This is a genomic window from Nonomuraea sp. NPDC050404, from assembly GCF_040655495.1.
In the GTDB taxonomy this organism is placed as follows: Bacteria; Actinomycetota; Actinomycetes; order Streptosporangiales; family Streptosporangiaceae; genus Nonomuraea.
In genome coordinates, this window is record NZ_JBFAKB010000007.1 from 100067 (window position 1) to 121372 (window position 21306).

The window sequence follows — 21306 nt, forward strand, 5'->3', positions numbered from 1 at the left end:
GGTCATCCGGCGGCGTCGCGGACGGCGTGGCTGAGGACGGCACGCAGGGCTCCGTATTCGGGAAGGGCGCGGAGCTCGTCGGGCTCCAGGCCGGTACGGGGCAGGGGAATGTCGAGGTCGAGGGCGATGCGGCCGGGCCTCTTGGTGAGCACCACGACCCGGCTGCCGAGGAAGACCGCCTCTTCGACACTGTGGGTGACGAACACGGAGGTGCGGCCGGTCCGCTCGCTCACCAGACGCAGGTCCTCCTGCAGCCGCTCGCGGGTGAGCGCGTCCAGGGCCGCGAACGGCTCGTCGAGCAGCAGCAGCGGATCATCGCCCGCCAGCGCCCTGGCGATGGCCACCCGCTGCTGCTGGCCGCCGGACAGTTGCCAGATCCGGCGGTGGGCGACGTTGTGCAGGCCGACCCGTTCCAGGAGCTCCGGCACCCGGCGGGCGCGCTCCTCGCGCGGAACGCCGGCATAGCGCAGAGCCAGCTCCACATTGCCGCCCACGCTCTTCCACGGCAACAGCCGGGGCTGCTGGAAGACGACCCCCGCGCCGGCGCCGGGCAGGGGACGCTCTCCGGCGGTACGGACGGCGCCGGAGGTGGGCTGCTCGAAACCGGCGATCAGGCGCAGCAGCGTGCTCTTGCCGCAGCCGGACGCGCCGACGATGACGAGGAAGGAGCCCCGGGGGACGTCGAGGGAGATCGGGCCCAGCGCGGTCACGGCGTCGGCGCCGGTCCCGTACACGTGCTCGACCTCCTGCACCTGCACGGCGGCGGCCGTACCGATCTCAGGGGGTGAGGACATCGGGCAGGCCCTTGGTGTAGATGGCGCTCCGCACGGTCGCCAGGTCGGGAACGGCGTCGATCTTCTGCAGGTCCTTGAGGAACTGCGCGGCGCTGACCAGGTTGTCGGCCAGCGCGCCTGGCCGCTCGGGTGTGCCCAGCCATTCTGGCGCGGCCAGGTCGGCGGGCTTGAGGAAGACGCCCTGGCCGAGCTGCTCCTCGGCATCCTGCGAGGTGAGGTTCAGCTCGGCCGCCACGGCCGCGGCGGCCTGCCCGCGGTTGTCGGCGATCAGCTGCAGCGCCCTCGCCTCGGCCTTGCGCCAGGCGTCCACCGCCTCCGGGTGCGCCTTGAGGAACGCGGTGGACACCACTCCGAGGTCCAGTGTGGGCTTGCCGGCCGTGGCCAGTTCCCGGCTCGCGATCAGGACCTTGCCGTTCTTCTTCAGCTCCTTCAGGGTGGGCAGCCAGGTGTAGGCGGCGTCGATGTCGCCGCGCGTCCAGGCGGCGAGGATGTCCTGCGGTTCGAGGTCGACGATGGTCAGCTCCGACTCGCGCACTCCCGCCTGGTCGAGTGCGGCCAGCAGGCTGTAGTGCGAGGTCGAGGCGAACGACGTGGCGACCTTCTTGCCGCGCAGGCCCTCGATGGCCGACACGCCGCTGCCGTTCCTGACGACCAGGGCCTCGTTGTCACCGGCCACGTCGAGGACGAACGCCACCTGGTACGGGATGTTCAGCGGCGCCGACAGCCCGCGCGCGACCGGGCTGGAGCCGATGGCGGCGATGTCGACGCTGCCGGCCACGAAGGCGGTGTTGATGCTGGCGCCCGAGTCGAACTTCGTCCACTGGATCTGGAAGCCGGGCAGTGCCTCCTCCAGCCACCTCTTGTTCTTGACGACAAGGTCGCCGCTGGGAAAGGCCTGGTAGGCGAGGCGGATGCGCTTGTCCGCCGCCGCTCCACCGCTTCCCTGGGACGCGGTGCCGTCACCGCAGGCGGCCAGGGCCGCGATCAGCACGAAGGACAGCAAAAGTCTCAGGCGCATGGCGGGCTTTCTCATGAGGGACGTGCGGCGGGTCACGAGCGCCCCCGCCAGGGGATGAGCCGTTTCTCCGCGACCCGCAGCAGCCCGTCGATGAGCAGGCCTGACAGGCCGATGGCCAGCAGTCCCAGCACCACGACGTCGGTCTGCAGATAACGCTGGGCGTCGCGCACCATGCCGCCGATGCCGGGCACGCCGTTGACCGTCTCGGCGGCGACCACGGAGGAGTAGGCGATGCCGACGGCCAGGCGCACGCCGGTGAAGATCTCCGGCAACGCGCTGGGCAGCACCACGTCGCGGATGACGTCCCGCCGCCGTGCTCCCAGCGCCCTGGCCGCTTCGACCAGGTCGGCCGGTGCTCCGTGCACGGCGGCGGCGGTGGCCACCGCGACCGGCGGCAGCGCCGCGATCGCCAGCAGCCACAGCTTGGGCGTCTCGTCGATGCCGAACCAGATGATGAGCAGGCTGAAGTACGCCAGCGGCGGCAGCGCCCGTACGAACGTGACCACCGGCTCGGCCACGACGCGGATCCACGGGACGGTGCCGAGCACGACGCCCACGACGAGCCCGCCGGCCACGCCGATCGCGGATCCGATGAGGATACGCCGCAGGCTGATGCCCAGGTGCTCGACGAGCAGGCTGCCGCTGTAGCCGCGGATGCCGTCATGCGTCGTCGACAACAGCACGAGCTGGTTCCACACGGCGCCGGGGGAGGGGATGAAGGAGGGATTGGCCGCCGCGACGGCGGCCAGCTGCCACAGGCCGAGGAGCGCGACCCCCGCCAGCACGCGCACCACGATCCTGCGGGTCGCCGGTCGTCCGCGCCGGGCCGGGGCCGCGGGGCGGCCGGCCTCGCCGTCGGCGGCGGCGGTCACGGAGGTGGCCGCCGGGACAGGAGTGGTCACCGGGCGCGGTTGCGTCGCTGGAGCATGACCATGAAGCTACGGCGACGCCCCCCGCGAAGTCAACATTTCCTACTAGGAATATTGGTATTTAGCTCCGGCCGAGCGGCTCGGCTATTGGAGCCCGGTGCGGACGGACGTGATGCGCTGGGTATTGAAGCCGAGCCAGTGCATCCGGCCCACATAACGGGCGTGCTCGACCTTCAGGCAGCGGTCCATGACCACGCTCACCCCGCCGTCCTCGGCGATTCGCGCGCCCTCCTCATTGATCACACCGAACTGGCACCACAACGCGCCGGCCCCGACCGCCACGGCCTCCCGCGCGATGGCGGGCAGCGCGTCGGGCGCGCGGAAGACGTTCACGAGGTCCACCGGCACGGGCACGTCCGGCAGACTCGGGTAGCTGGTCTCCCCGAGGATCTCCCTCTCGCGCGGATTGACCGGGATCACCCGGTAGCCGTGCCGTTTGAGGTAGTAGCCGACGAAGTGGCTGGCCCGCAGTTCGTTGCCCGACAGGCCCACGATCGCGATCGTCTGAGTGGAGTGCAGCACGCGCTGGATCGTCAGCGGGTCCTGGTAGCGGTCGAGTCCGGTCATGCCGTGGTCACCTCTCCGACGCGGGCGAACCCCTGCTCCAGGTCCCAGATCAGATCCTCGATCGACTCGGTGCCGACCGACAGCCGTACCGTACCCGGCCCGACGCCGGCCGCCCGCAGCTCGTCGTCGCCCAGCTGGCGGTGCGTCGTGCTGGCGGGATGGATGACCAGGCTTTTGGCGTCGCCGACGTTTGCCAGATGCGACCAGAGCGTCAGGCCACCGATGAGGCCCTGCCCGCCGGCCCGGCCGCCGGCGCAGTCGAAGGAGAACACGGCGCCGGCGCCGCGCGGCAGGTACTTGTCCACCAGCGGCCGGTACCTGCTGTCCGGCAGGCCCGGGTAGGTCACGTTGGCGGCCAGCTCGTGCGACCGGAGGAACGCCGCGACCGCGCGCGCGTTGTCGACGTGGCGATCCATGCGCAGCGACAACGTCTCCAGCCCCTGCAGGAACAGGAAGGCGTTGAACGGCGAGAGCGCCGCGCCGAGGTCGCGCAGGGTCTCGGCGCGCAGCTTCATCAGGTAGCCGTAGGCGCCGAACGTCTCGTGGAAACGCAGGCCGTGGTAGGCGGGCGACGGATCCGCCACCACTGGGAACCGGCCATTGGACCAGTCGAACGTGCCGGCCTCGACGACCACGCCGCCGATGCTCGTGCCATGACCGCCGATGAACTTGGTCGCCGAGTGGATCACGATGTCGGCGCCCCACTCGATCGGGCGGCACAGGTACGGCGTCGCGAACGTGTTGTCCACGATCAGCGGCAGCTCGTGCTCGTGGGCGATGGCCGAGACGGTCTCGATGTCGAGCACGTTCCCGGCCGGGTTGCCGATGGTCTCGCCGAAGAACGCCTTCGTGTTCGGCTGGACCGCCTTGCGCCACGCGTCGGGATCGTCGGGATCGACCCAGGTCAGCTCCACGTTCATCTTGCGCAGCAGGTGTTTGAGCTGGTTCACCGTCCCGCCGTACAGCGCCGAGGAGGACACGACGTGGTCGCCCGGCTGCAGCAGCGTGAACAGCGCGGCCGCCTGCGCGGCGATCCCGCTGGCGAACGCCACCGCGCCGCTGCCGCCCTCGAGGTTGGCCACCCGCTCCTCGAACACCGCGACGGTCGGGTTCATGATGCGCGAGTAGGTGTTGCCGTATTCCTGCAGGTTGAAGTACGCCGCCGCGGACTCCGGATCCTCGAACACGTAGCTGGTCGTCTGGAAGATCGGCACCGCGCGGGCGCCCGTGTTCGGGTCCGGTCGTTGCCCGGCGTGCAGTTGCCGGGTCTCGAATCCGAACTCGCGGGCTTGTTCCGGACGGGGGAGCTGGTTGGTCACATGAACCTCTCAGACTGGCTGGGCCAGGAACCGGCGGATGATGGGGGTCTGCCGCGCTTCCTCCAGCAGGAAACAGTCGTGGCCGTACGGCGCGTCGATCACCTGCAGCTCGACCGGCTTGCCGAGAGCGCGCAGCGCCTGCTCGATCTCCTGCGACGCCGACGGCGGATACAGCCAGTCGGAGCTGAAGGCGATCAGCAGCGTGCGCGCCGCCACGCCGCGCAGCGCCCGCGTGAGCGACCCGCCGCCGTACTGGCGGGCGAGATCGAAGTACGTCAGCGCACGCGAGGTGTAGAGGTAGGTGTTGGCGTCGAAGCGCTTGACGAACGAGTCGGCCTGGTGACGCAGATAGCTCTCCACCTCGAACTCCGGCTCGGTGATCGTGTAGCGCAGGTCGTCGGCGAACTGCAGCCGCCGGCCGAACTTGCCCTCCAGCGCGGGCGCGGACAGGTACGTGACGTGGCCGACCATCCGCGCCACGCCCATCCCGGCGTCGGGCGCGCGGCCCGTGCCGTAGTAGCGGCCGCCCTGCCAGGCCGCGTCCCGCATGATCGAGTCACGCGCGATCGCGTTCCAGGCCACACCCTGCGGGTGCAGCGCGTGCGTGCTGGCGATCACCACGATGGCGTCGACCCGGTCGGGGAACAGGACCGCCCACTCCAGCGCCTGCATGCCGCCGAGCGAGCCTCCGGCCACGGCCGCGAGCCGCTCGATGCCCAGCACGTCCAGGAAGGCGCGCTGCGTCCGTACCATGTCCGAGACCGTGATCACGGGAAAGTCCGGCCCGTACGGCTCGCCCGTCGCGGGGTCGATGGATGAGGGCCCCGTCGTTCCGCGGCAGCCGCCGAGCAGGTTCGTGCAGACGACGAAGAAGCGGTCGGTGTCGAACGCCTTGCCGGGCCCGATCATCCCGTCCCACCAGCCGAGCCCCCTGCCGCCCGCGCCGTCGCGGGCTTCGGCCCCGAACCCGTCACGGGTGCTTTCCCCGGGCGGTGTCTCGGATCGGCCGGCCGCGTGGGCGTCGCCGCTGAGCGCGTGGCAGACCAGGATGACGTTGTCGCGTCCGGGTGAGAGGGATCCGTAGGTCTCGTACGCCACGCGGACCGGATGCAGCTCCCGGCCGCAGTCGAGGCGCACCGGCTCCGGCAGGTCGAGGTACCGGGTCTGCACGGTGCCGGCAGATCCGGCCGTGAGCGCCGGGGCTGACTGCGACATGGGACTCATGGTAGCCGCCACGGCCGATATATGGTCAAATACCTACCGGAAATACAGGAAGTGGCCGAAAGGGGCGGAACATGACCACGGTTGCCAACGGGGTGAACGTACAGGCGCTGCTGGACGCGCGCGACGTGCTGAAGAACGCGCCCGAAGCCGCCCAGTTCATCTGGCGGGCCTCCTCCATCTGGCGCGACGGCGTGCACAGCACCACCACCGTCAAGGAGTTCTTCGGTCTCGGGCAGGAGCAGAGCCACAAGCGCGAGACCGTGTTCGACGCCGACCATCCCGAGGTCTTCGCCGCGCAGGACAACGGCATCACCCCCATCGAGTACCTCCTCGTCGGCCTGGCGAGCTGCCTGACGGCGGGCGTGGCCTCCGTCGCGCAGAACCGGGGCATCCAGTTGCGCTCGGTCGAGGCGACGCTCGAAGGCAAGCACGACATCCGCGGCATCCTCGGCGCCGACAGTGACGTACGCAACGGCTTCAACGACATCAAGGTGACGTTCACTATCGACGCGGACGCCTCGAAACAGGACATCGAGGCGCTGGTGGCCCAATCCCAGAAGCGCTCGGCCGTGTTCGACGCCCTCACCAACCCGACGGACGTCACCGTCGAAGTCGCCTGAAGAGCCGAGTCGCCGAGCACGTCACCACCGTCGAACTCGCCTGAAGGGCCGAGTCGCCTAGCACGTCACCACCGTCCAAGCCGCCTGAAGGGCCGAGCCATCGAGCACGTCACCACCGTCGTCATCGGCGCCGGGCACGCGGGCCTGGCCGCGAGCCACTTCCTCGCCCAGCGGTCGATCGACCACCTCGTCCTGGAGCGCGGCGAGGTGGCCAACTCCTGGCGGCACGAACGCTGGGACTCCTTCCGGCTGCTCACCCCCAACTGGCAGAGCCGCCTTCCTGGCCTGCGGTACGAAGGCCCGGACCCCGACGGCTACCTGAGCACGAAGGAGGTGACGCAGTTCATCGAGCGCTTCGCCGCGCAGACGCGGGCGCCGGTCCGGACCGGGACGAAGGTCACCTCCGTACGGCGTACCGACGAGGGCTACCACGTGACGACCAGCCGCGGCGAGATTCGCTGCCGTGCCGTGGTCATCGCGACCGGCGCCTGCAACCGCCCGGCGGTTCCGCAGCTCGCCGCCGCGGTCCCGGCGTCCGTCGGGCAACTGACGCCGTTCGACTACCGCGAACCCGGCCGTCTCCCCGACGGTGGCGTGCTCGTCGTGGGAGCGTCGGCCACCGGCGTTCAACTGGCGGCCGAGTTGCGGCGTTCGGGCCGGCCGGTGACCCTGGCGGTGGGGGAGCACGTGCGGTTGCCCCGTACCTACCGTGGGCGCGACGTGCTGTGGTGGATGGGCGCCTCGGGCGTGTGGGATCAGCGCTATGACGAGATCGACGATCTCGCGCGGGCCCGGCGGCTGCCCTCGCCCCAGCTCGCCGGGACCCCTGAGCGTACGACGCTCGATCTGAACGTGCTCACCGCGATGGGCGTCGAGCTGGTGGGCCGGTGGGCGGCCGTGCGCGACGGCCGTGCGCTGTTCTCCGGCGGGCTGCGCAACGTGTTCGCCCTCGCGGACCTCAAGATGGAGCGCCTGCTGGACACGTTCGACACATGGGCACATACGCACGGCCGTGACGCCGAGGCAGGCCCGCCCGAGCGCTTCGCGCCGACCCGGGTGCCCCAGTCGGCGCGCCTGCAGCTCGACCTGCGTCGCGGGGAGATCCGCACGATCGTGTGGGCCACGGGTTTCCGGCCCGACTACAGCTGGCTGCACGTTCCCGTGGCCGATGAGAAGGGCCTGCTGCGCCACGACGGCGGCGTCGTGGAAAGCCCTGGACTGTACGCGCTGGGGCTGCCTCTGCTGCGGCGGCGCCGGTCCACGTTCATTCACGGGATCGAAGACGACGCGCGCGAGGTGATCGACCACCTCGCGCTCTACCTGACCGCACGACGGTGATCCAAGCCCGCTCTCCCGCCGAACGGTGACGTCCTTGACAAAGTCCTTCCTGCCGAAGCAGGCGGTGTGGGAGCTTGAACCGGTATGGAGCCAGATGAAGCCGTCGTGACGACGCGCGGATCGCGGTCATTACCGCTGGCGTTCGCGGCCGGGGCGGCGGTCGGCGTGCTGGGCGGCATGGTCGGTCTGGGCGGCGCGGAGTTCCGGCTGCCTCTGCTCATCGGCCTGTTCGGTTTCGCGGCCCTTTCCGCGGTCATCCTGAACAAGGCCATGAGCCTCATCGTGGTGCTGACCGCGCTGCCGGCCCGGCTGGCCGCCGTCTCTGCCGCCGAGCTGGCCGCGCATTGGACGGTCGCGGGCAACCTGCTGGCCGGCAGCCTGCTCGGCGCCTGGGCCGGTGCGTCCTGGGCGGTACGGATGCGCAGTTCCACCCTGTACAAGGTGCTGGCGATCCTGATGGTGGGCATGGCCGTGGCCTTGATGCTCACCCACGCCACGACCGTGGGCGCCTTGCCGCTGTCCGGGGCAGGGCAGGCGATCGCCGGTGTCGTCGCGGGGTTCGGTATCGGCGTCGTGGCCGCCATCATGGGGGTGGCCGGCGGAGAACTGCTGATCCCCGCGATCGTGCTGCTGTACGCCGTGGACATCAAGACCGCCGGCAGCCTGTCGCTGCTGGTGTCGCTGCCCACCATGCTGGTGGCCTTCGCCCGCTACAGCCGGGACGGCAGCTTCGCCGTCCTGGGCGCCAACCGGCGCTTTGTCGCCGTCATGATCGCCGGTTCCGTCGTCGGCGCCTTGCTGGGCGGCCTCCTGCTCGGCGTCATCACGGACCTGGTGCTCATCCCCGTCCTGGCCGCCGTGCTGCTGATCTCAGCCGTCAAGATGGCTCGCCACACCTGAGGGGCAGCAGCAGGCGCTACGGAATCGGCGGCATGCCGTCTCACCGACCTATGGGGCTCAAATTGCGCCCACGGGCGTGGCGGGGACGCCGAGCAGGCGGTTACGGCGGCTCGGCGTGTTCGAGCATGATCAGGGTGTCCAGGCGTGTGAGGTTGGTGATTTCACATGCAGGAAGCCGACGGCGATGACGTGCTCGGCTTGGACGGTCAGGAACTGCTTCCGAGCAAGAGTCCAGGCAAAGACAACAGACGCCGGGAGACGGCGTACATCATAGAGCCGGTCGGTCAGTCCTGGTTGAGGATGTACCGAACCAATCGAGGTCTATCCACCCGTGGTGCCCGAAACTCGGCTCTTGGGGTTGACCTGGGGTTTGGCGTTCCCGTCCTGGCGGGCATGATCGCTGTCCATGTCGCTGCCGTTGTTTTATCTGATCTTCGTTCGGCTCGTGGGTTGGCTGGTGCTGTAGCGGCGCTCGCAGAGGCCGAGGGAGACGGAGACTCTGGTCTTGTGGCATTGCGTCGAGACGGATCACGACCATCACCCTGCGAGTACTCATACGGCGCGCGAGCGATCAATTCCGATAAAAGCTACTTAAATAATAGGAAAACCCGGCACTTGATGTCATGGATGTGCCATAGTCCGGCCATGAGCTTGGACGAGATCCGCCCGATGAGCGCTCGTGCCCACTCTCCGATGACGGCCGCCATCTCGACCGCGCGCTGGATCAGGTCCGCCGCCGTGGATGACGAGCACGGCAGGCACTGGCGGGCCAACCCCGACCGGCACGGCAGGTCGGCGCTGCCGCCGCGGCCGAGGTCTCTGTACTCGGGGGCGGCCGGGGTCGTGCTGTTCTTCCTGGAGCTGGCCGCCGCCACCGGGCACGAGGCATACCTGGAGGACGCGCGGCGCGGCGCGCACTGGCTGGCGGCCACCTGGCGGAGGGAGGACGACCTGACGCTGCACCACGGGCTGACCGGCACGATGATCGCGCTGATGGAGGCCGGCTGGGCGCTGGGGGATGACCGCCTCGACGCCGAGGCGGTGGCCATCGCCGACCTGATCGTGGCAAGCGGGCGCGCCCGTGTGGACGGCTTCGGCTGGACGTTCGACCCCGTCCAGCGCGGCGACGGCGGTATCGTGCTGGGCCTGCTGCGCGCCGCCGCCCGGTTCGGCGAGCCCGCGTACGAGGCGGCGGCCGTCAGCGCGGGCTCGCGCATCGCCGGGCTGCCCGTGCCCGGCCACCGCCACGGCGGCCTCGACGGCCTGCCCTCCGACGCGATCACACCCGGTTTCCTGGCCGGTTCGGCCGGGATCGCCTTTCTCCTGGCCCGCCTGTACGGGGTGACCGGCGACGAGAGCTTCCTGCGCGCCGCTCGCAGCGGGGCCGGTTTCGTGCGCGAGGTGAGCGTGACCGGCGGCGGCCGGGCCCTGGTCCCGCACCACGTGCCGCGGTCCGGGGAGCTGTACTACGCCGGCTACTGCTCGGGCGCGGCCGGAGTGGCCAGGATGTTCTACGAGCTGTATCGGGTGACCGGCGACCTTGCGGACCTGGACTGGGTGGAGCGGCTGGCGCATGGCGTGGTCGACAGCTCGGCCCCGCCGCGCCGCACGCCGGGCTACTGGAACTCGGCCTGCCAGTGCTGCGGCACGGCCGGCCTGGTGGAGCTGTTCGTGGGGCTCTGGGCGGTCACGGGACGTGCTTCCTGCCTGGAGTTCGCCCGCACGCTCGCGGCCGATCTGGTGGCCAGGGCCGACGACCACGACGGGCGCGGCTACCGCTGGTACCAGGCCTACCGCCGGGTACGGCCCGGTGAGGTGAGCGCGGACACCGGCTACATGGTCGGTGCGGCGGGTATCGGGGCGGCCCTGCTCCACCTGGACGCGGCCGGACAGCCCGATCGGGCGCGCCGGGTGCTGCTCCTGCCCGACAATCCGTTTCCCGTCCTGCCTATTTCATGTATAACAAGTAGGAATAGTTGACTATTTGGAGGGTGGCGTGTAGCGTCATGATCATGAGCCGCTGCCCTTCGCTGGTCACCCGCGCGTACGTGGACTTCGGTCGCGTTGCCAGCGCCCGGTGTCGCTGATCGCCACCCGAGGGCATGCGCCGTCCCGCCGCCCGGACAGTCGTCCGGCGCCCTGCGGACGCGTGATGCGGGACGCCCTCAGGGGGCGCCGGTGAGGTGACGACACGGACTCATACAGGGAGGCGCGCGGTGGGCGCGATCGTGGTGATCGGCGCGGGACCGGCCGGGAGGTGCGTGGTGGACAGGATCCGCGCCCACGCCCCGCAGCCGGGTGGAGGGCGGGTGGTGGAGGTTCATGTGGTGGACCCTCATGCGCTCGGGACGGAACGATCGAGCGATGCCGGGCCGGCCGTGCGCGACCCGTCGTGCGGCGTCCGGGTACGCGTCCATCATGACCGGGCGGTCAGGCTCACCGAGTCGGCGGGCAGGCAGTTCGTGCGGCTCCTGGGCGGCGAGACCCTGGAGGCGGACGCCGTGGTGCTGGCCCGGGGTCGCCCCGGCATCCCGACCGGGCCCGCCGAGCGCGAGGAGGCGGTCTTCGCCGACCGGCACGACCTGCTCTACCTGCCGGGCGGGCCCGATCAGGAGCATGGCCTGGAGAGCGTGCCCGCGGGCGAGCCGGTGCTGGTGCGCGGCGCGGGACGGGCGTTCGCCGGCCTGCTGGCGCCGCTCACCACCGGGCGCGGCGGCCGCTTCTCCCAGGGGCGCCGGGGCGAACTGGTCTACCTGCCCGGCGGCTTCGAACCTCTCCTGTACGTGGGCTCGCGGCGCGGCGTGCCGCATCACGCCCGTCCCGGATACCGCCTGACCGGCGGAACACGGCCAAGGCGGTTCGCGTACGAAGGTGACGCGCGGCAGGCGACGGCCAAGGAGCTGGCCTACGCCTACTACCAGGAGCTGTTCACCGCCCACCCGTCCCGTACGAAGACGACGTGGGCGAAGTTCGGGCCCGCCTTCGCCCGTGCCGAGCAGGGCGGCAAGGAGATGCGGGCACTGGTGACCAAATCCGTGCCACGCTTCGCCGACCGGCTCCACCTGGACCGGCTCGAACGCCCGCTGCGCGGCGTGCGCTTCGGCGACCTGGCCGGGCTGCAACGATGGATGCACGGCTACCTCGCGGCCGACCTGGAGCGGCGGGCCGACCCCGGCTTCAGTCCCGACCTGGCGCTGATTCGCGCGCTGCTGGACGCGCGTCCCCGCATGGCGGGCGATCCGTGGTTCGAGGGGCTGTTCGGCCTGTTGGCCGACGGCCCGTCCCTGGTCTGCCAGGCCGAGTTGCACGCCCTGGCCAGGGCGGGAGTCGTCACCTTCATCGGGGCCGAGCCGCGCATCGAGCAGGACGACGGCGGCTGGCGGGCGAACAGCCTCACCGTCCCCGGCGTGACGAGGGCGCGGGCCCTCGTCGAGACGCGGCGGCCACGGTCCGGGTCGGCCCACTGCGCTGATCCGCTGATCGCCGACCTGTACGCCCGGGGCGAGTGTCGTGAAGCGGCCGGCCTCCTGGCCGTGCGCGTGCCCGACGGCAGGCTGATCACCGGACACGGCTCCGTGCACGGCCGCCGCTTCGCCCTGGGCTCCCTGGCCGCGGGCGACACGGGAAGCGACGGCTCCGCGACCCTGCCGGGCCGGGCCGACGCGGTGGCGCGAGCCGTGCTGTCCCAGGTCTTCGGGGCACTGGTGCACGCGGCGGCTTGATCCGCACGATCGTGTGGGCGACCGGTTTCCGTTCCGGCCACGAGTGTCTTGATCACGCTGCTGGTCAGGAAGTTCATGCCGTGCTCGTCCGCCCGTCGGGCCGAGCGCGGGCTTGCGCTGCCGTACCACGTGCGGGAGCCCATGCCCGGGCGTGGGGTTGCACCCAGGTCGGAGAAGGCCTCGATTTCCTCTGTCCCGCTGAAGGGGGTGGCCGGCTCGTCGCGTACGAAGGACAGCGGCCGCCGCACCCGCTCGTAGCTCGGATCGGGCGTTACCGCACCGAGCAAGAAAGGCCGGCCGACTGGGTGCTGGACCGCCTGGCCTGGCGGATCGCCGACAAGGGCGGCCTCGCCGGTCGGCACACCATCCGCGAACTCGTTCCACCGGGCAGGGTTTTCCTCTCACCTGATCCTTGACGTAAATACCCCAAAAACCTACTGTTTTAATATGTTATTATTCGGGAGTCATCCGTGAAAGTGGTCAGAATCGTTGTCTCCGCGCTCCTGGCCGTGGCACTGGCGGCGTGCGGCATCGATGGCACCGGCGGGGCCGCGCGGCCGGACCGGGCCGCCGCCTCGCTGACCTGGGCCGTCGAGACCGAGCCCATCACCTTCAACCCGCACCAGTGGATCCAGAACAAGGCACGGCTCCTGGTGTTCAACCAGTTCGACGCCCTGGTGGCCCGGCAGGCCGACGGTACCTTCGCCCCTTGGCTGGCCACCTCGTGGAAGATCTCGGACGATCACCTCACGTACACCTTCGACCTGCGCGAGGACGTGACCTTTCACGACGGCGAGCGGTTCGGCGCCGAGACGGTCAAGGCCAACTTCGGCAAGCTCCTCGAACCCGGTTACAACCCTGACATCGCCACGATCCAGCTCCGCTCCTTCGCACGGGCCGAGGTCGTCTCGCCGTACCGGGTCAAGCTCGTGCTCAAGCAGCCAGACGGTCTCTTTCTCGACTTCCTGTCCTCCCCGTATGGCGCGCAGATCTCTACGAAGTCGCTGAAGGAGGCCGGCAACCTCAAGGCCGGCGGGGTGGACGTGGCCGGGACGGGCCCGTTCATCCTCGACCGGTACGTGCCTGGCCAGGAGGTGCACTATAAGCGCAACCCCACCTACAAGTGGCCCCCGCGCGGCGCCGCGCACCAGGGGCCCGCACCGCTCTCGGAGGTCACCTACCGGTTCCTGCCCGAAGCCGCCGTCCGCGTCGGCGCGCTCCTGTCCGGCCAGGTCGACGTCATCGAGGGCGTGCCCGCGACCGACATCGGCGCCATCCGCAACGACCCCGGCCTCACGCTGACGACCGGCCTCAACTCCGGCACCGCGTTCACGTACTACTTCAACACCTCCCGGCCGCCCTTCGACGACAAGCGCGTGCGGCAGGCATTCCGGCAGGCCGTGGACCTCGACGCCATCCTCCAGTCGGTCTACCGGGGGCAGGCCAAGCGGGCCTGGAGCATTGTCAGCAGCGCGAGCCCCTTCCACGACGCCTCCCTGGAGGGCTCCCCGCGAGCGGCCGCCGCCGCGGGTTCCCTCCTCGATCGGGCCGGATGGCGTGGCAAGGACGCGGACGGCTACCGGACCAAGGACGGCAGGCGGCTCACCGTGCGCATCGTCGCCTCCACGGCATTCGTCCGCGACCGCCGCGACATCCTCGCCCAGGCCATTCAGGCGCAGGTCAAGCAGAGCGCCGGCATCGACCTCCAGGTACAGATCCTCGACCAGGGCGCGGCGCAGCAGGCGTGGAAGGCCAACGAGTACGAGATCTTCTGGAACTCCCGCGGCGACTCCGACGCCGGGGCGGCGCTCAACCTCATCCTGTCGTCGGGAGCCGCCGTCAATTTCGCCCACATCGACGACCCGCGCATCGACGGCTGGCTGAAGCAGGCCGCGGCGAGCTCCGACCAGGCCGAGCGCAAGGACCTGTACACCAGGATCCAGCGAGTCGTGGACGAGGAGGCCATCGTTTTCCCCCTGTACGTTCCCGCCGACCAGATCGCGGCCCGCAAGAGCGTGAAGGGGCTCGGCTTCGATCCCGCCTCGGGCACTCCGGCCGGTGCCTACGCCGTCAGCGTCGGCGCCTGACGGGTTGGGCGCCCTCGCCCCCGGGCGCGGGCGCCCACGCGTCAGATCCCGGCAGTGATCTTCTCCAGCAGGTGCGGCCCGCGGTCGGCCCCTTCGCGGTCGCGCCTGGCCACCTCCTCCCTGATGACGGGGATGACGTGACGGCCGAAGTCGACGGCGTCGCCGAGCAGGTCGTAGCCCCGGGCGGAGATGATGTCCACGCCCAGGTCGTAGTAGTCGAGCAGCGCCTTGGCCACGGTCTCGGGGGTGCCCACCAAGGCGTTGGAGTTGCCCTCCCCACCCGTGGCGGCGGAGGTCGGCGTCCACAGGGCCCGGTCGAAGCGCTCTCCCTTGGCCGCGATGGCGATCAGCCGCTGCGCGCCGGTGTTCTCGGGGCCGTCGGGCTTGTGGCCGCGCGGCGGCTGCCTGGCGGCCCGGCGCACGCGGATGGCCTCCACCGTGTGGTGCGCCTTCTCCCACGCCAACTCCTCTGTGGTGGCGATGATCGGGCGGAAGGCTGCCTGGATCCGCGGCCGGTCCGTACGCCCGGCCGCCCGCGCCGCCGCCCACACCGCCTCGATCTGCTGGGCGGTGTCCGCCAGCGGCTCGCCCCACAGGCAGTAGATATCCGCCTCCGCGCCGCCGGCGGCGTACGCGGCGGGCGAGGAGCCGCCGAAGGAGATTCCGGGATGTGGCTCCTGTATCGGGAAGACGTCGCTGACGTAGTCGTGGAAGCGGTAGTGCTCGCCCTCGTGATCGAACGGCTCCCTGCTGCTCCACACCTTCTTGACGATCTGGATGTACTCCCTGGTCCGGCTGTAGCGCTGGTCCTTGGTCAGCGTGTCACCCTCGCGGCGTTGCTCGTGGTCGTTGCCGCCGGTGATGAAGTGGATGGTCAGCCGCCCCTCGCTGATGTGGTCCAGCGTCGCGAACGAGCGCGCGGCGTAGGTCGGGTACGACACGTTCGGCCGGTGCGCGAGCAGGATCTGCAGCCGCTCCACCTTCGCCGCCAGCCAGCCGGCGGCCGGCGTGGGGATCGGGGTGTCCGAGCCGTAGGCGAACAGGACCCGGTCCCAGCCGTGGTCCTCGTGCGCGCGGGCGAGCTTGAGCGTGTAGTCCTTGTCGAAGGAGAGCCCGGAACGGGCGGTGGTCTCCGAGGCGTTGTTGGTGTAGGCGATGCCGAGAAACTCCACGGGCATGTGAGCGTCCTTATCGAAGAGCGGATCGATGGCGGGCGTGCGCGGCGGCGAGTACGCCGCCGACTTCGGCCGTGCTGATGAGCACCGCCATGTTGGCCTGCGAGGTCCGCCCGCCGGTGACCTCGTCCACGGCTCGCATGAGGTACTTGGTGATCGCGTTGCCCTTGACGCCGTCGCGTTCGGCGGCGGCCAGCGCCCGCCGCACGGCGGCTTCCGCGACCGCGGGGTCCACGGCGTCGTCGGGGCGGGGTGGGGTGGTGATGACGACGGCGCCGCGGCTGCCCGCGGCCCAGTGGTTGTCGACGACGCGGGCGACGAGGCCGGGATCGTCGATGCGGTGCGGGCTGGGCAGGCCGCTGGAGGCGCAGTAGAAGGCGGGGAAGTCGTCCGATCGGTACGACACCAGCGGCACTCCCTGCGTTTCCAGGTATTCCAGGGTCAGGCCGAGGTCGAGGATGTTCTTGGCCCCGGCGCAGACGACTGCCACCCTGGAGCGGGTGAACTGGATGAGGTCGGCGGAGACGTCCATCGTCGTCTCCGCGCCCCGGTGCACCCCGCCGATGCCCGCGGAGGCGAAGAACGGGATGCCCGCCAGCTCGGCGGCGACGAGCGAGGAGGCCACGGTGGTGGCGCCGAGCCCGCCGCGTGCCAGCACCACGGGCAGGTCCCGGCTGCTCGCCTTCGGGATGCCGGGTGCCGAGGCGAACCGCTCGATGTCGGCCGCGCTCATGCCGATCAGCAGCCGGCCGCCGTCCACGCCGATCGTCGCCGGCACCGCTCCGCCGGCCCGCACCGCGGACTCGACCTTGACGGCGGTGGCGGCGTTGTCCGGGTATGGCAGGCCGTGCGTGATCACGTTCGACTCCAGCGCGACCACCGCGCGGTCCTCGGCCAGCGCCTGGGCCACCTCTTCGGCGACCACCAGCGGGATGCCGCTCAACCGCGGTACTCCGGAGCCTTGATCAGCGACTCAGGGCGGCCGGCGATCCGCGGCTCGTACACCGTGGCGGCCCAGTCACCGGGCTCCACCGGTTCGAGCGCGATGGACACGGCGCCCTCGTAGGTGCCGAACTGCTCCACGACGACTGCGGTCAGCGCGTCCGCCAGGCGTCGCTTCTGCTCCGGGCCGAGGTCGAGGGGGAAGTGCTGGATGGTGACGTGCGGCATCACGACTCCTTCGTGCTCGTACGGATGGCGCGGGCGAGCTCGGCGACGCCGGGCTCCCTGAGCGCGCCGTAGTGGTCGGCGGCCAGCTCGACGACCTTCCCGCCGAGGTGCGGCTGCTCGTCGCCGGCGGCCCTGACGACGGTCACCGGCGCGCCGAGCGCTCCGAATGTGTACGGGAAGGCGTAGGTCGTGGCCACTAAACGGGCGATCCGGCGGATCAGCGGCCGGTCCAGCTCGGGCAGCAGGTCGTGCACGAAGCCGGTGAAGCTCTCCTCATCCCTGGCCTGCGCCAGGCAGCGTTCCAGGCTGGGGCCCGCGACCGTGCCGGTGAAGACGGAGTGCAGGATCGTCACGAATTCGGGGTTGGCGTAGGACGCCTCTCGGGCCCGGCTCCCGGTACCCACCCGGGGGTTGCCCGGGCAGATCAGGATGACCTCGTCCACCTGCTCGCCGGCTCGTTCGAGCTGCTTGGCCGCCTCGAAGGCGACACGTGCGCCGAAGGAATACCCCCACAGGGTGTACGGCCCCTCCGGCCGCACGCGCCGGATCTCGGCCACGTCGGCGGCGGCCATGTCCTGGATGGAGGGATAGGGGTCCTCTCCCGGGTTCAGCCCGTGCGCCTGGATCCCGTAGAAGGGGCGGTCCCGTGCGGCGTGGTGGGCCAGGGCACGCAGGTTCATCGGGTAGCCGCCGAGCCCGGGCCAGCAGAAGACCGGCCGGCCCTCCGCGACGCGCCCGAGCGACACCAGCCGGGAGGCCGCCGCCGGTCCCGCGCCCACGCGCGCCGCCAGCTCTGTCAGTCTGGGAGACTCGAACAGCGCCTGGAAGGGCAGCCGTGTGCCGAACTCCCGGTTGATCCGGTTGATGAGCGCCACCGCGGTCAGCGAGTTGCCGCCGCTGGCGAAGAAGTCATCCGTGGCCGACACCTCGTCGTACTTCAGCACCCGCCCCCACTCCGTGGCCAGCCACCGCTCGGCCGCGGTCGCGGGCGGCGTGTGCGGGACGGCCGGCCGCGGCCGGGCCAGGGCGCGCAGCGCGGCGGCGTCCACCTTGCCGTTCGCCGTCAACGGCAGCGCGTCCATCACCAGCACCCGGTTGGGCAGCATGTAGCTGGGCAGCAGGCGAGCCAGCTCGTCCTTGATGAGCTCGGCGGGGCCCTTCATATGGACCGCGTCCTCGCGCATGTCCTCGCCGGCGATCTGCTCCGCGCTGACCCGGCCGCCCAGGGCGAAGTACGTCGCCTGCGGGACGGCCAGTCCCGCGCCCGCGAGGATCTCCGCCACGCGCCGCGCGGCGGGCATCGGGTGGCCGCTCTTCGAGCTGTATCCCGACGACATCAGGCCGAGCCCCAGGCCGTTGCGCTGCAGGTGGTGCAGCCGGGCGCCCAGCACGACGTACGCCAGCCACGGTCGCGCTTGCCTGGCCGCCAAGACGAGGCCGAAGGCCGCGCGGTCGTAGACCTGCTGGTTGATCGCCACGACGTGCCGGCGCCGCACGAGCTCGTCGGAGACCCGCTCCAGCGCGCCGCCGCGATGCCTATACCAGCCCGCAGGCAGGCCCGCGACGCGGCCGGGATGCGCCTGGAGGAAGGCCTCGACGTCCTCGGCGCGCGGCGAGCCGTCGTGCGGGTGGACCTCGAACGTGCCGATGTAGTGGTCGTGGGGCTCGGCGCCGAGTCGCTCCCGTACCGAGGCGACGCGGTCCAGTGGCCGGATGTCCAGCCCGAATGCGGGCAGCACATCCTCGAAGACGCCCACCATGTGGCCGGCCTCGAACTCGAGGACCTCGTGCAGGTTCTCCCGGTAGACCGGGTCGATCGCCGCCCGCCTGCCGGACAGGTGCACCCTCAGGCCGCCGTCCTCGGGGAGCCGGGCCGGTCCCACGCGCACCAGGGCGTGGTCCACAGGATGGTAGTAGTACAGGCCGGACGTCAGGCCGTCCATACCGGTGGTCTCGATGTAGAGCTGGGTCGCGTACAGGGCGCCAGGCGAGGCATAGGCGTACTTGGGCAGCAGCCGCCTGTCGCTGTGAAACTGGCCGAACCAGCGCAGGATCCGCCCGAGGTCGTCGAACCGGAGGTCGCCGAGGCTGCGGGTGCGGGTCGTGGCCGGCCGGGGGCCGAGCAGCGCCAGCAGGTCCGCGCGGGTGACCGGTCCGCCCTCGTAGAACCGGTAGGTCTTGCGGGCGAAGGCCGCCCGCCGCAGCTCGGCGGGTGCGTCGCGGTGCGGGAGTGCGACCGCCGGCAGGCCGGCCAGGTCTGGCCTGAGCCCCGCTCCGGCGAGCTGCGCGCGCACCTGCAGGCGGTCGGTCTTGGAGCGGTGGTGGGCCGAGTGATGGCTCTGGTCCATGAGGGCGGCCTCGCGGGGGTTCAGCTCCGCGCACACCACCAGGTGCGGGGAGCGGGTCCTGCCGTCCGTCACGACGACCGCCGCCGCCCGCCGTACCCAGGCGTGCCGCTCGGCGGCCAGCGCCACCTCTCCCAGCTCGATCCGGTGACCGCGCAGCTTGACCTGGTCATCCGCGCGGCCGGCGAACTGCAACGTGCCGTCGGGATTCCAGTACGCCAGGTCGCCGCTGCGATAGAGCCGCTGGGTCGGGACGAACGGCGAGGGGACGAACCGCTCGCGGGACTGCTTGGGCCGGTTCAAATAGCCGCGAGCGAGCTGGGCGCCGCCGATGTACAGCTCGCCCGTCTCCCCGATGTCCACGGGGGCCAGGTTCTCGTCCAGGACGAAGCAGTGAGTGTTGTCAACTGGGACGCCGATCGGGAGCGTTCCATCCCCGTCGCCGGCCTGCCGGGGGTCGACCACGTGGGCGGCGGCGTTGATCGTGCACTCGGTGGGGCCGTACAGGTTGATCAGCGACGCGCCCGGTAGCGCGGCGAAGAAGTCCCTGGCCAGCCGCTTGGTCAAGGTCTCGCCGCCGGAGAAGACCCGGGTCAGCGCGGCGCAGCGCGACAGCCGTCCCGTCTCCACCAGCGCTTCGAGCAGTGTGGGCACGCATTGCAGGGTGGTGACGTCGTGGGCGGCCATGGTCTCGATGAGCGCGTCCGGGTCGCGATGGCCGCCCGCGGGGGCCGTGACGACCCGGCCGCCGAATGCCGGCGCCAGGATCTCCCACTGCGCGGCGTCGAAGCTCGCGGGCGTCTTCTGCAGCACGGTGGTGTGCGGGCCGAGGTGGCCGCACGTGTGCATCCAGCGCAGCTGGGACGCGATGCTGTGGTGCTCGATCATCACGCCCTTCGGCCGGCCCGTGCTGCCGGAGGTGTAGATGACGTAGGCGAGGGAGCCGGGCCGCCACTCGCCGGTCACTTCGGCCTCGCCGGCTTCGCTGGCTCCGTCGGCCAGGTTCACGACCCGCGTGCCCGGCGGTGCCAGCTCCGACACCTCGCGGACGAGGTGCGGCTGGGTGACGATGACAGTGGACCGGCTGTCCTCGATCATGAAGCGGACCCGGTCGTGCGGGTAGTCGGGGGACAGCGGCAGGTACGCGGCGCCTGCCATAAGGATGCCCCAGGCTCCGGTCAGCAGGTCGGCCGAGGGGTCGGCGTACAGGCCGACGCAGTGGTCAGGACCTGCGGACAGCCGCCGGAGGCGGGCCGCGAGCCGGCCGGCGTCGCGGACGAGTTCGCGAAAGGTGAGGCTGCCGCTGGCGGCGGTGACCGCCACGGCGTCCGGACGGTGCTCGGCCTGCTGGAGCAGGAGATCCGGCAGGCAGGCTCCGACACCGACGGGCGTGTGGAGCCCGGCCGGGCGGGCGGAAGGGACGGTGATCATCATGCTCCCGGGTCGGTGGTGCCGAAGTAGCGGTCGCCGAAGTCGCCGATGCCCGGGACCATGAAGGCGTCGTCGTTCAGCCGCTCCTCGATCGAGGAGATGACGATCTTGACGTGCGGATGCGCCTCGGCGATGGCGCGCAGGCCCTCGGGCGCGGCGATGAAGCCGATCAGAACGATGTGCCGCTCCCGCACGCCGGCCTTGAGCAGCACGTCGATGGCGGCGTTGGCCGAGCCGCCGGTGGCCAGCATGGGCTCCAGCAAAAGGACGTGGCTTTCCGCGATGCCGGGGGGCAGGTGCGAGTAGTACAGGTGCGGGAGCTTGGTCTGCTTGTCCCGCTGGATGAGGATCTTGCCGATGCGGATGCCGGGGTGGAGGTCGCGTAACTCGGCCTCCATGCTCTCTCCGGCCCTCACCACGGCCACGGCGCAGACGTCCGCGGCGTGCCTCAGCCCCCGGTAGGTGGCGCCCACCGGCGTGGTCACGTGGTTCTCGGTGAAGGGGAGCTGGTCGAGCCCGGCCTCCAGCAGGAGGCGGATGATGCGGCGGGAATTGTGGACGAAGGCGTCGAGCCCGGCGTGCCGGTCGCGGACGACAGTGTGCAGCGCGCGGAGCTGGCTGGTCTGCGGAAGCAGATGGAGGTTGTGCTGGGCAGACATGGCGGTCC

General features: G+C 71.0%; 18 protein-coding genes. 6 read left to right on the forward strand and 12 right to left on the reverse strand.

Translation table 11 applies throughout. From position 1 onward, the window contains the following. Positions 1 to 2: 2 nt before the first annotated feature. The 6 genes from AB0I81_RS20565 to AB0I81_RS20590 all read right to left on the reverse strand — a co-directional run bounded on the left by AB0I81_RS20565 (position 3) and on the right by AB0I81_RS20590 (position 5842). Entirely contained in the window at positions 3 to 794 is a 792-nt protein-coding gene (locus AB0I81_RS20565; protein WP_360658801.1) for an ABC transporter ATP-binding protein, read from the reverse strand. After that, positions 778 to 1812, reverse strand: coding sequence for a glycine betaine ABC transporter substrate-binding protein (locus AB0I81_RS20570; RefSeq protein ID WP_360658803.1), 1035 nt, complete (start codon positions 1810 to 1812; stop codon positions 778 to 780). The genes AB0I81_RS20565 and AB0I81_RS20570 overlap by 17 nt, the downstream gene beginning before the upstream one ends. A 32-nt stretch (positions 1813 to 1844) precedes the next feature. After that, positions 1845 to 2714 (reverse strand): ABC transporter permease, encoded by an 870-nt coding sequence (locus tag AB0I81_RS20575; RefSeq protein ID WP_360658805.1) that lies wholly within the window; start codon positions 2712 to 2714, stop codon positions 1845 to 1847. Between the two features lie 111 nt (positions 2715 to 2825). After that, entirely contained in the window at positions 2826 to 3308 is a 483-nt protein-coding gene (locus AB0I81_RS20580; RefSeq protein ID WP_360658807.1) for a CoA-binding protein, read from the reverse strand. Beyond that, a complete protein-coding gene (locus AB0I81_RS20585; protein ID WP_360658809.1) occupies positions 3305 to 4627 on the reverse strand; it encodes an O-acetylhomoserine aminocarboxypropyltransferase/cysteine synthase family protein in 1323 nt (440 codons plus the stop codon). The genes AB0I81_RS20580 and AB0I81_RS20585 overlap by 4 nt, the downstream gene beginning before the upstream one ends. A 9-nt stretch (positions 4628 to 4636) precedes the next feature. Beyond that, positions 4637 to 5842 carry a homoserine O-acetyltransferase gene (locus AB0I81_RS20590; protein WP_360658810.1) on the reverse strand — a complete coding sequence of 402 codons (1206 nt, stop codon included), beginning with the start codon at positions 5840 to 5842 and terminating at the stop codon, positions 4637 to 4639. 80 nt (positions 5843 to 5922) lie between these two features. Here AB0I81_RS20590 and AB0I81_RS20595 point away from each other — a divergent pair, with 80 nt between their 5' ends. Next, positions 5923 to 6471 carry an OsmC family protein gene (locus AB0I81_RS20595; protein WP_360658812.1) on the forward strand — a complete coding sequence of 183 codons (549 nt, stop codon included), beginning with the start codon at positions 5923 to 5925 and terminating at the stop codon, positions 6469 to 6471. A gap of 57 nt (positions 6472 to 6528) precedes the next feature. Here the strand turns inward: AB0I81_RS20595 and AB0I81_RS20600 are convergent, their stop codons facing one another. Then, a complete protein-coding gene (locus AB0I81_RS20600; RefSeq protein ID WP_360658814.1) occupies positions 6529 to 6699 on the reverse strand; it encodes a hypothetical protein in 171 nt (56 codons plus the stop codon). Between AB0I81_RS20600 and AB0I81_RS20605 the strand changes: the two genes are divergently transcribed. From AB0I81_RS20605 to AB0I81_RS20625, 5 genes are all read left to right on the forward strand, one after another. Next, a complete protein-coding gene (locus AB0I81_RS20605; RefSeq protein WP_360659784.1) occupies positions 6616 to 7809 on the forward strand; it encodes an FAD-dependent oxidoreductase in 1194 nt (397 codons plus the stop codon). The genes AB0I81_RS20600 and AB0I81_RS20605 overlap by 84 nt on opposite strands. Before the next feature lie 105 nt (positions 7810 to 7914). Further along, positions 7915 to 8709: a sulfite exporter TauE/SafE family protein gene (locus AB0I81_RS20610; protein WP_360658816.1), complete on the forward strand. Its 795-nt coding sequence runs from the start codon at positions 7915 to 7917 to the stop codon at positions 8707 to 8709. A gap of 645 nt (positions 8710 to 9354) precedes the next feature. Beyond that, entirely contained in the window at positions 9355 to 10689 is a 1335-nt protein-coding gene (locus AB0I81_RS20615; protein ID WP_360658818.1) for a lanthionine synthetase LanC family protein, read from the forward strand. 236 nt (positions 10690 to 10925) lie between these two features. Continuing rightward, on the forward strand, positions 10926 to 12431 hold the full coding sequence (locus tag AB0I81_RS20620; RefSeq protein WP_360658820.1) for an FAD/NAD(P)-binding protein: 1506 nt from the start codon (positions 10926 to 10928) through the stop codon (positions 12429 to 12431). Positions 12432 to 12901: 470 nt separating this feature from the next. Continuing rightward, entirely contained in the window at positions 12902 to 14518 is a 1617-nt protein-coding gene (locus AB0I81_RS20625) for an ABC transporter substrate-binding protein (RefSeq protein WP_360658822.1), read from the forward strand. A 41-nt stretch (positions 14519 to 14559) separates the two neighbouring features. On the opposite strand, the gene AB0I81_RS20630 is transcribed toward AB0I81_RS20625, so the two are convergent. From AB0I81_RS20630 to upp, 5 genes are read right to left on the reverse strand one after another with little or no spacing between them, the layout of a single operon-like run. After that, complete coding sequence (locus AB0I81_RS20630) at positions 14560 to 15696, reverse strand: LLM class flavin-dependent oxidoreductase (RefSeq protein WP_360658824.1); 1137 nt, start codon at positions 15694 to 15696, stop codon at positions 14560 to 14562. Positions 15697 to 15706: 10 nt separating this feature from the next. Next, a complete protein-coding gene (locus AB0I81_RS20635) occupies positions 15707 to 16636 on the reverse strand; it encodes a pseudouridine-5'-phosphate glycosidase (RefSeq protein WP_360658826.1) in 930 nt (309 codons plus the stop codon). Beyond that, entirely contained in the window at positions 16633 to 16863 is a 231-nt protein-coding gene (locus tag AB0I81_RS20640; protein ID WP_360658828.1) for a tautomerase family protein, read from the reverse strand. The genes AB0I81_RS20635 and AB0I81_RS20640 overlap by 4 nt, the downstream gene beginning before the upstream one ends. Then, a complete protein-coding gene (locus AB0I81_RS20645) occupies positions 16863 to 20642 on the reverse strand; it encodes an amino acid adenylation domain-containing protein (protein ID WP_360658830.1) in 3780 nt (1259 codons plus the stop codon). Before AB0I81_RS20645 ends, AB0I81_RS20640 begins: the two co-directional genes overlap by 1 nt. Further along, entirely contained in the window at positions 20639 to 21298 is a 660-nt protein-coding gene (gene upp, locus AB0I81_RS20650) for a uracil phosphoribosyltransferase (RefSeq protein WP_360658832.1), read from the reverse strand. Before upp ends, AB0I81_RS20645 begins: the two co-directional genes overlap by 4 nt. Positions 21299 to 21306 lie beyond the last annotated feature (8 nt).

Coding starts and splice junctions, on each gene's coding strand:
- AB0I81_RS20565 (WP_360658801.1), bottom strand. CDS start 794: ATGTCCTCACCCCCTGAGATCGGTACGGCCGCCGCCGTGCAGGTGCAG.
- AB0I81_RS20570 (WP_360658803.1), bottom strand. CDS start 1,812: ATGCGCCTGAGACTTTTGCTGTCCTTCGTGCTGATCGCGGCCCTGGCC.
- AB0I81_RS20580 (WP_360658807.1), bottom strand. CDS start 3,308: ATGACCGGACTCGACCGCTACCAGGACCCGCTGACGATCCAGCGCGTG.
- AB0I81_RS20590 (WP_360658810.1), bottom strand. CDS start 5,842: ATGTCGCAGTCAGCCCCGGCGCTCACGGCCGGATCTGCCGGCACCGTG.
- AB0I81_RS20595 (WP_360658812.1), top strand. CDS start 5,923: ATGACCACGGTTGCCAACGGGGTGAACGTACAGGCGCTGCTGGACGCG.
- AB0I81_RS20615 (WP_360658818.1), top strand. CDS start 9,355: ATGAGCTTGGACGAGATCCGCCCGATGAGCGCTCGTGCCCACTCTCCG.
- AB0I81_RS20630 (WP_360658824.1), bottom strand. CDS start 15,696: ATGCCCGTGGAGTTTCTCGGCATCGCCTACACCAACAACGCCTCGGAG.
- AB0I81_RS20640 (WP_360658828.1), bottom strand. CDS start 16,863: ATGCCGCACGTCACCATCCAGCACTTCCCCCTCGACCTCGGCCCGGAG.
- AB0I81_RS20645 (WP_360658830.1), bottom strand. CDS start 20,642: ATGATGATCACCGTCCCTTCCGCCCGCCCGGCCGGGCTCCACACGCCC.
- upp (WP_360658832.1), bottom strand. CDS start 21,298: ATGTCTGCCCAGCACAACCTCCATCTGCTTCCGCAGACCAGCCAGCTC.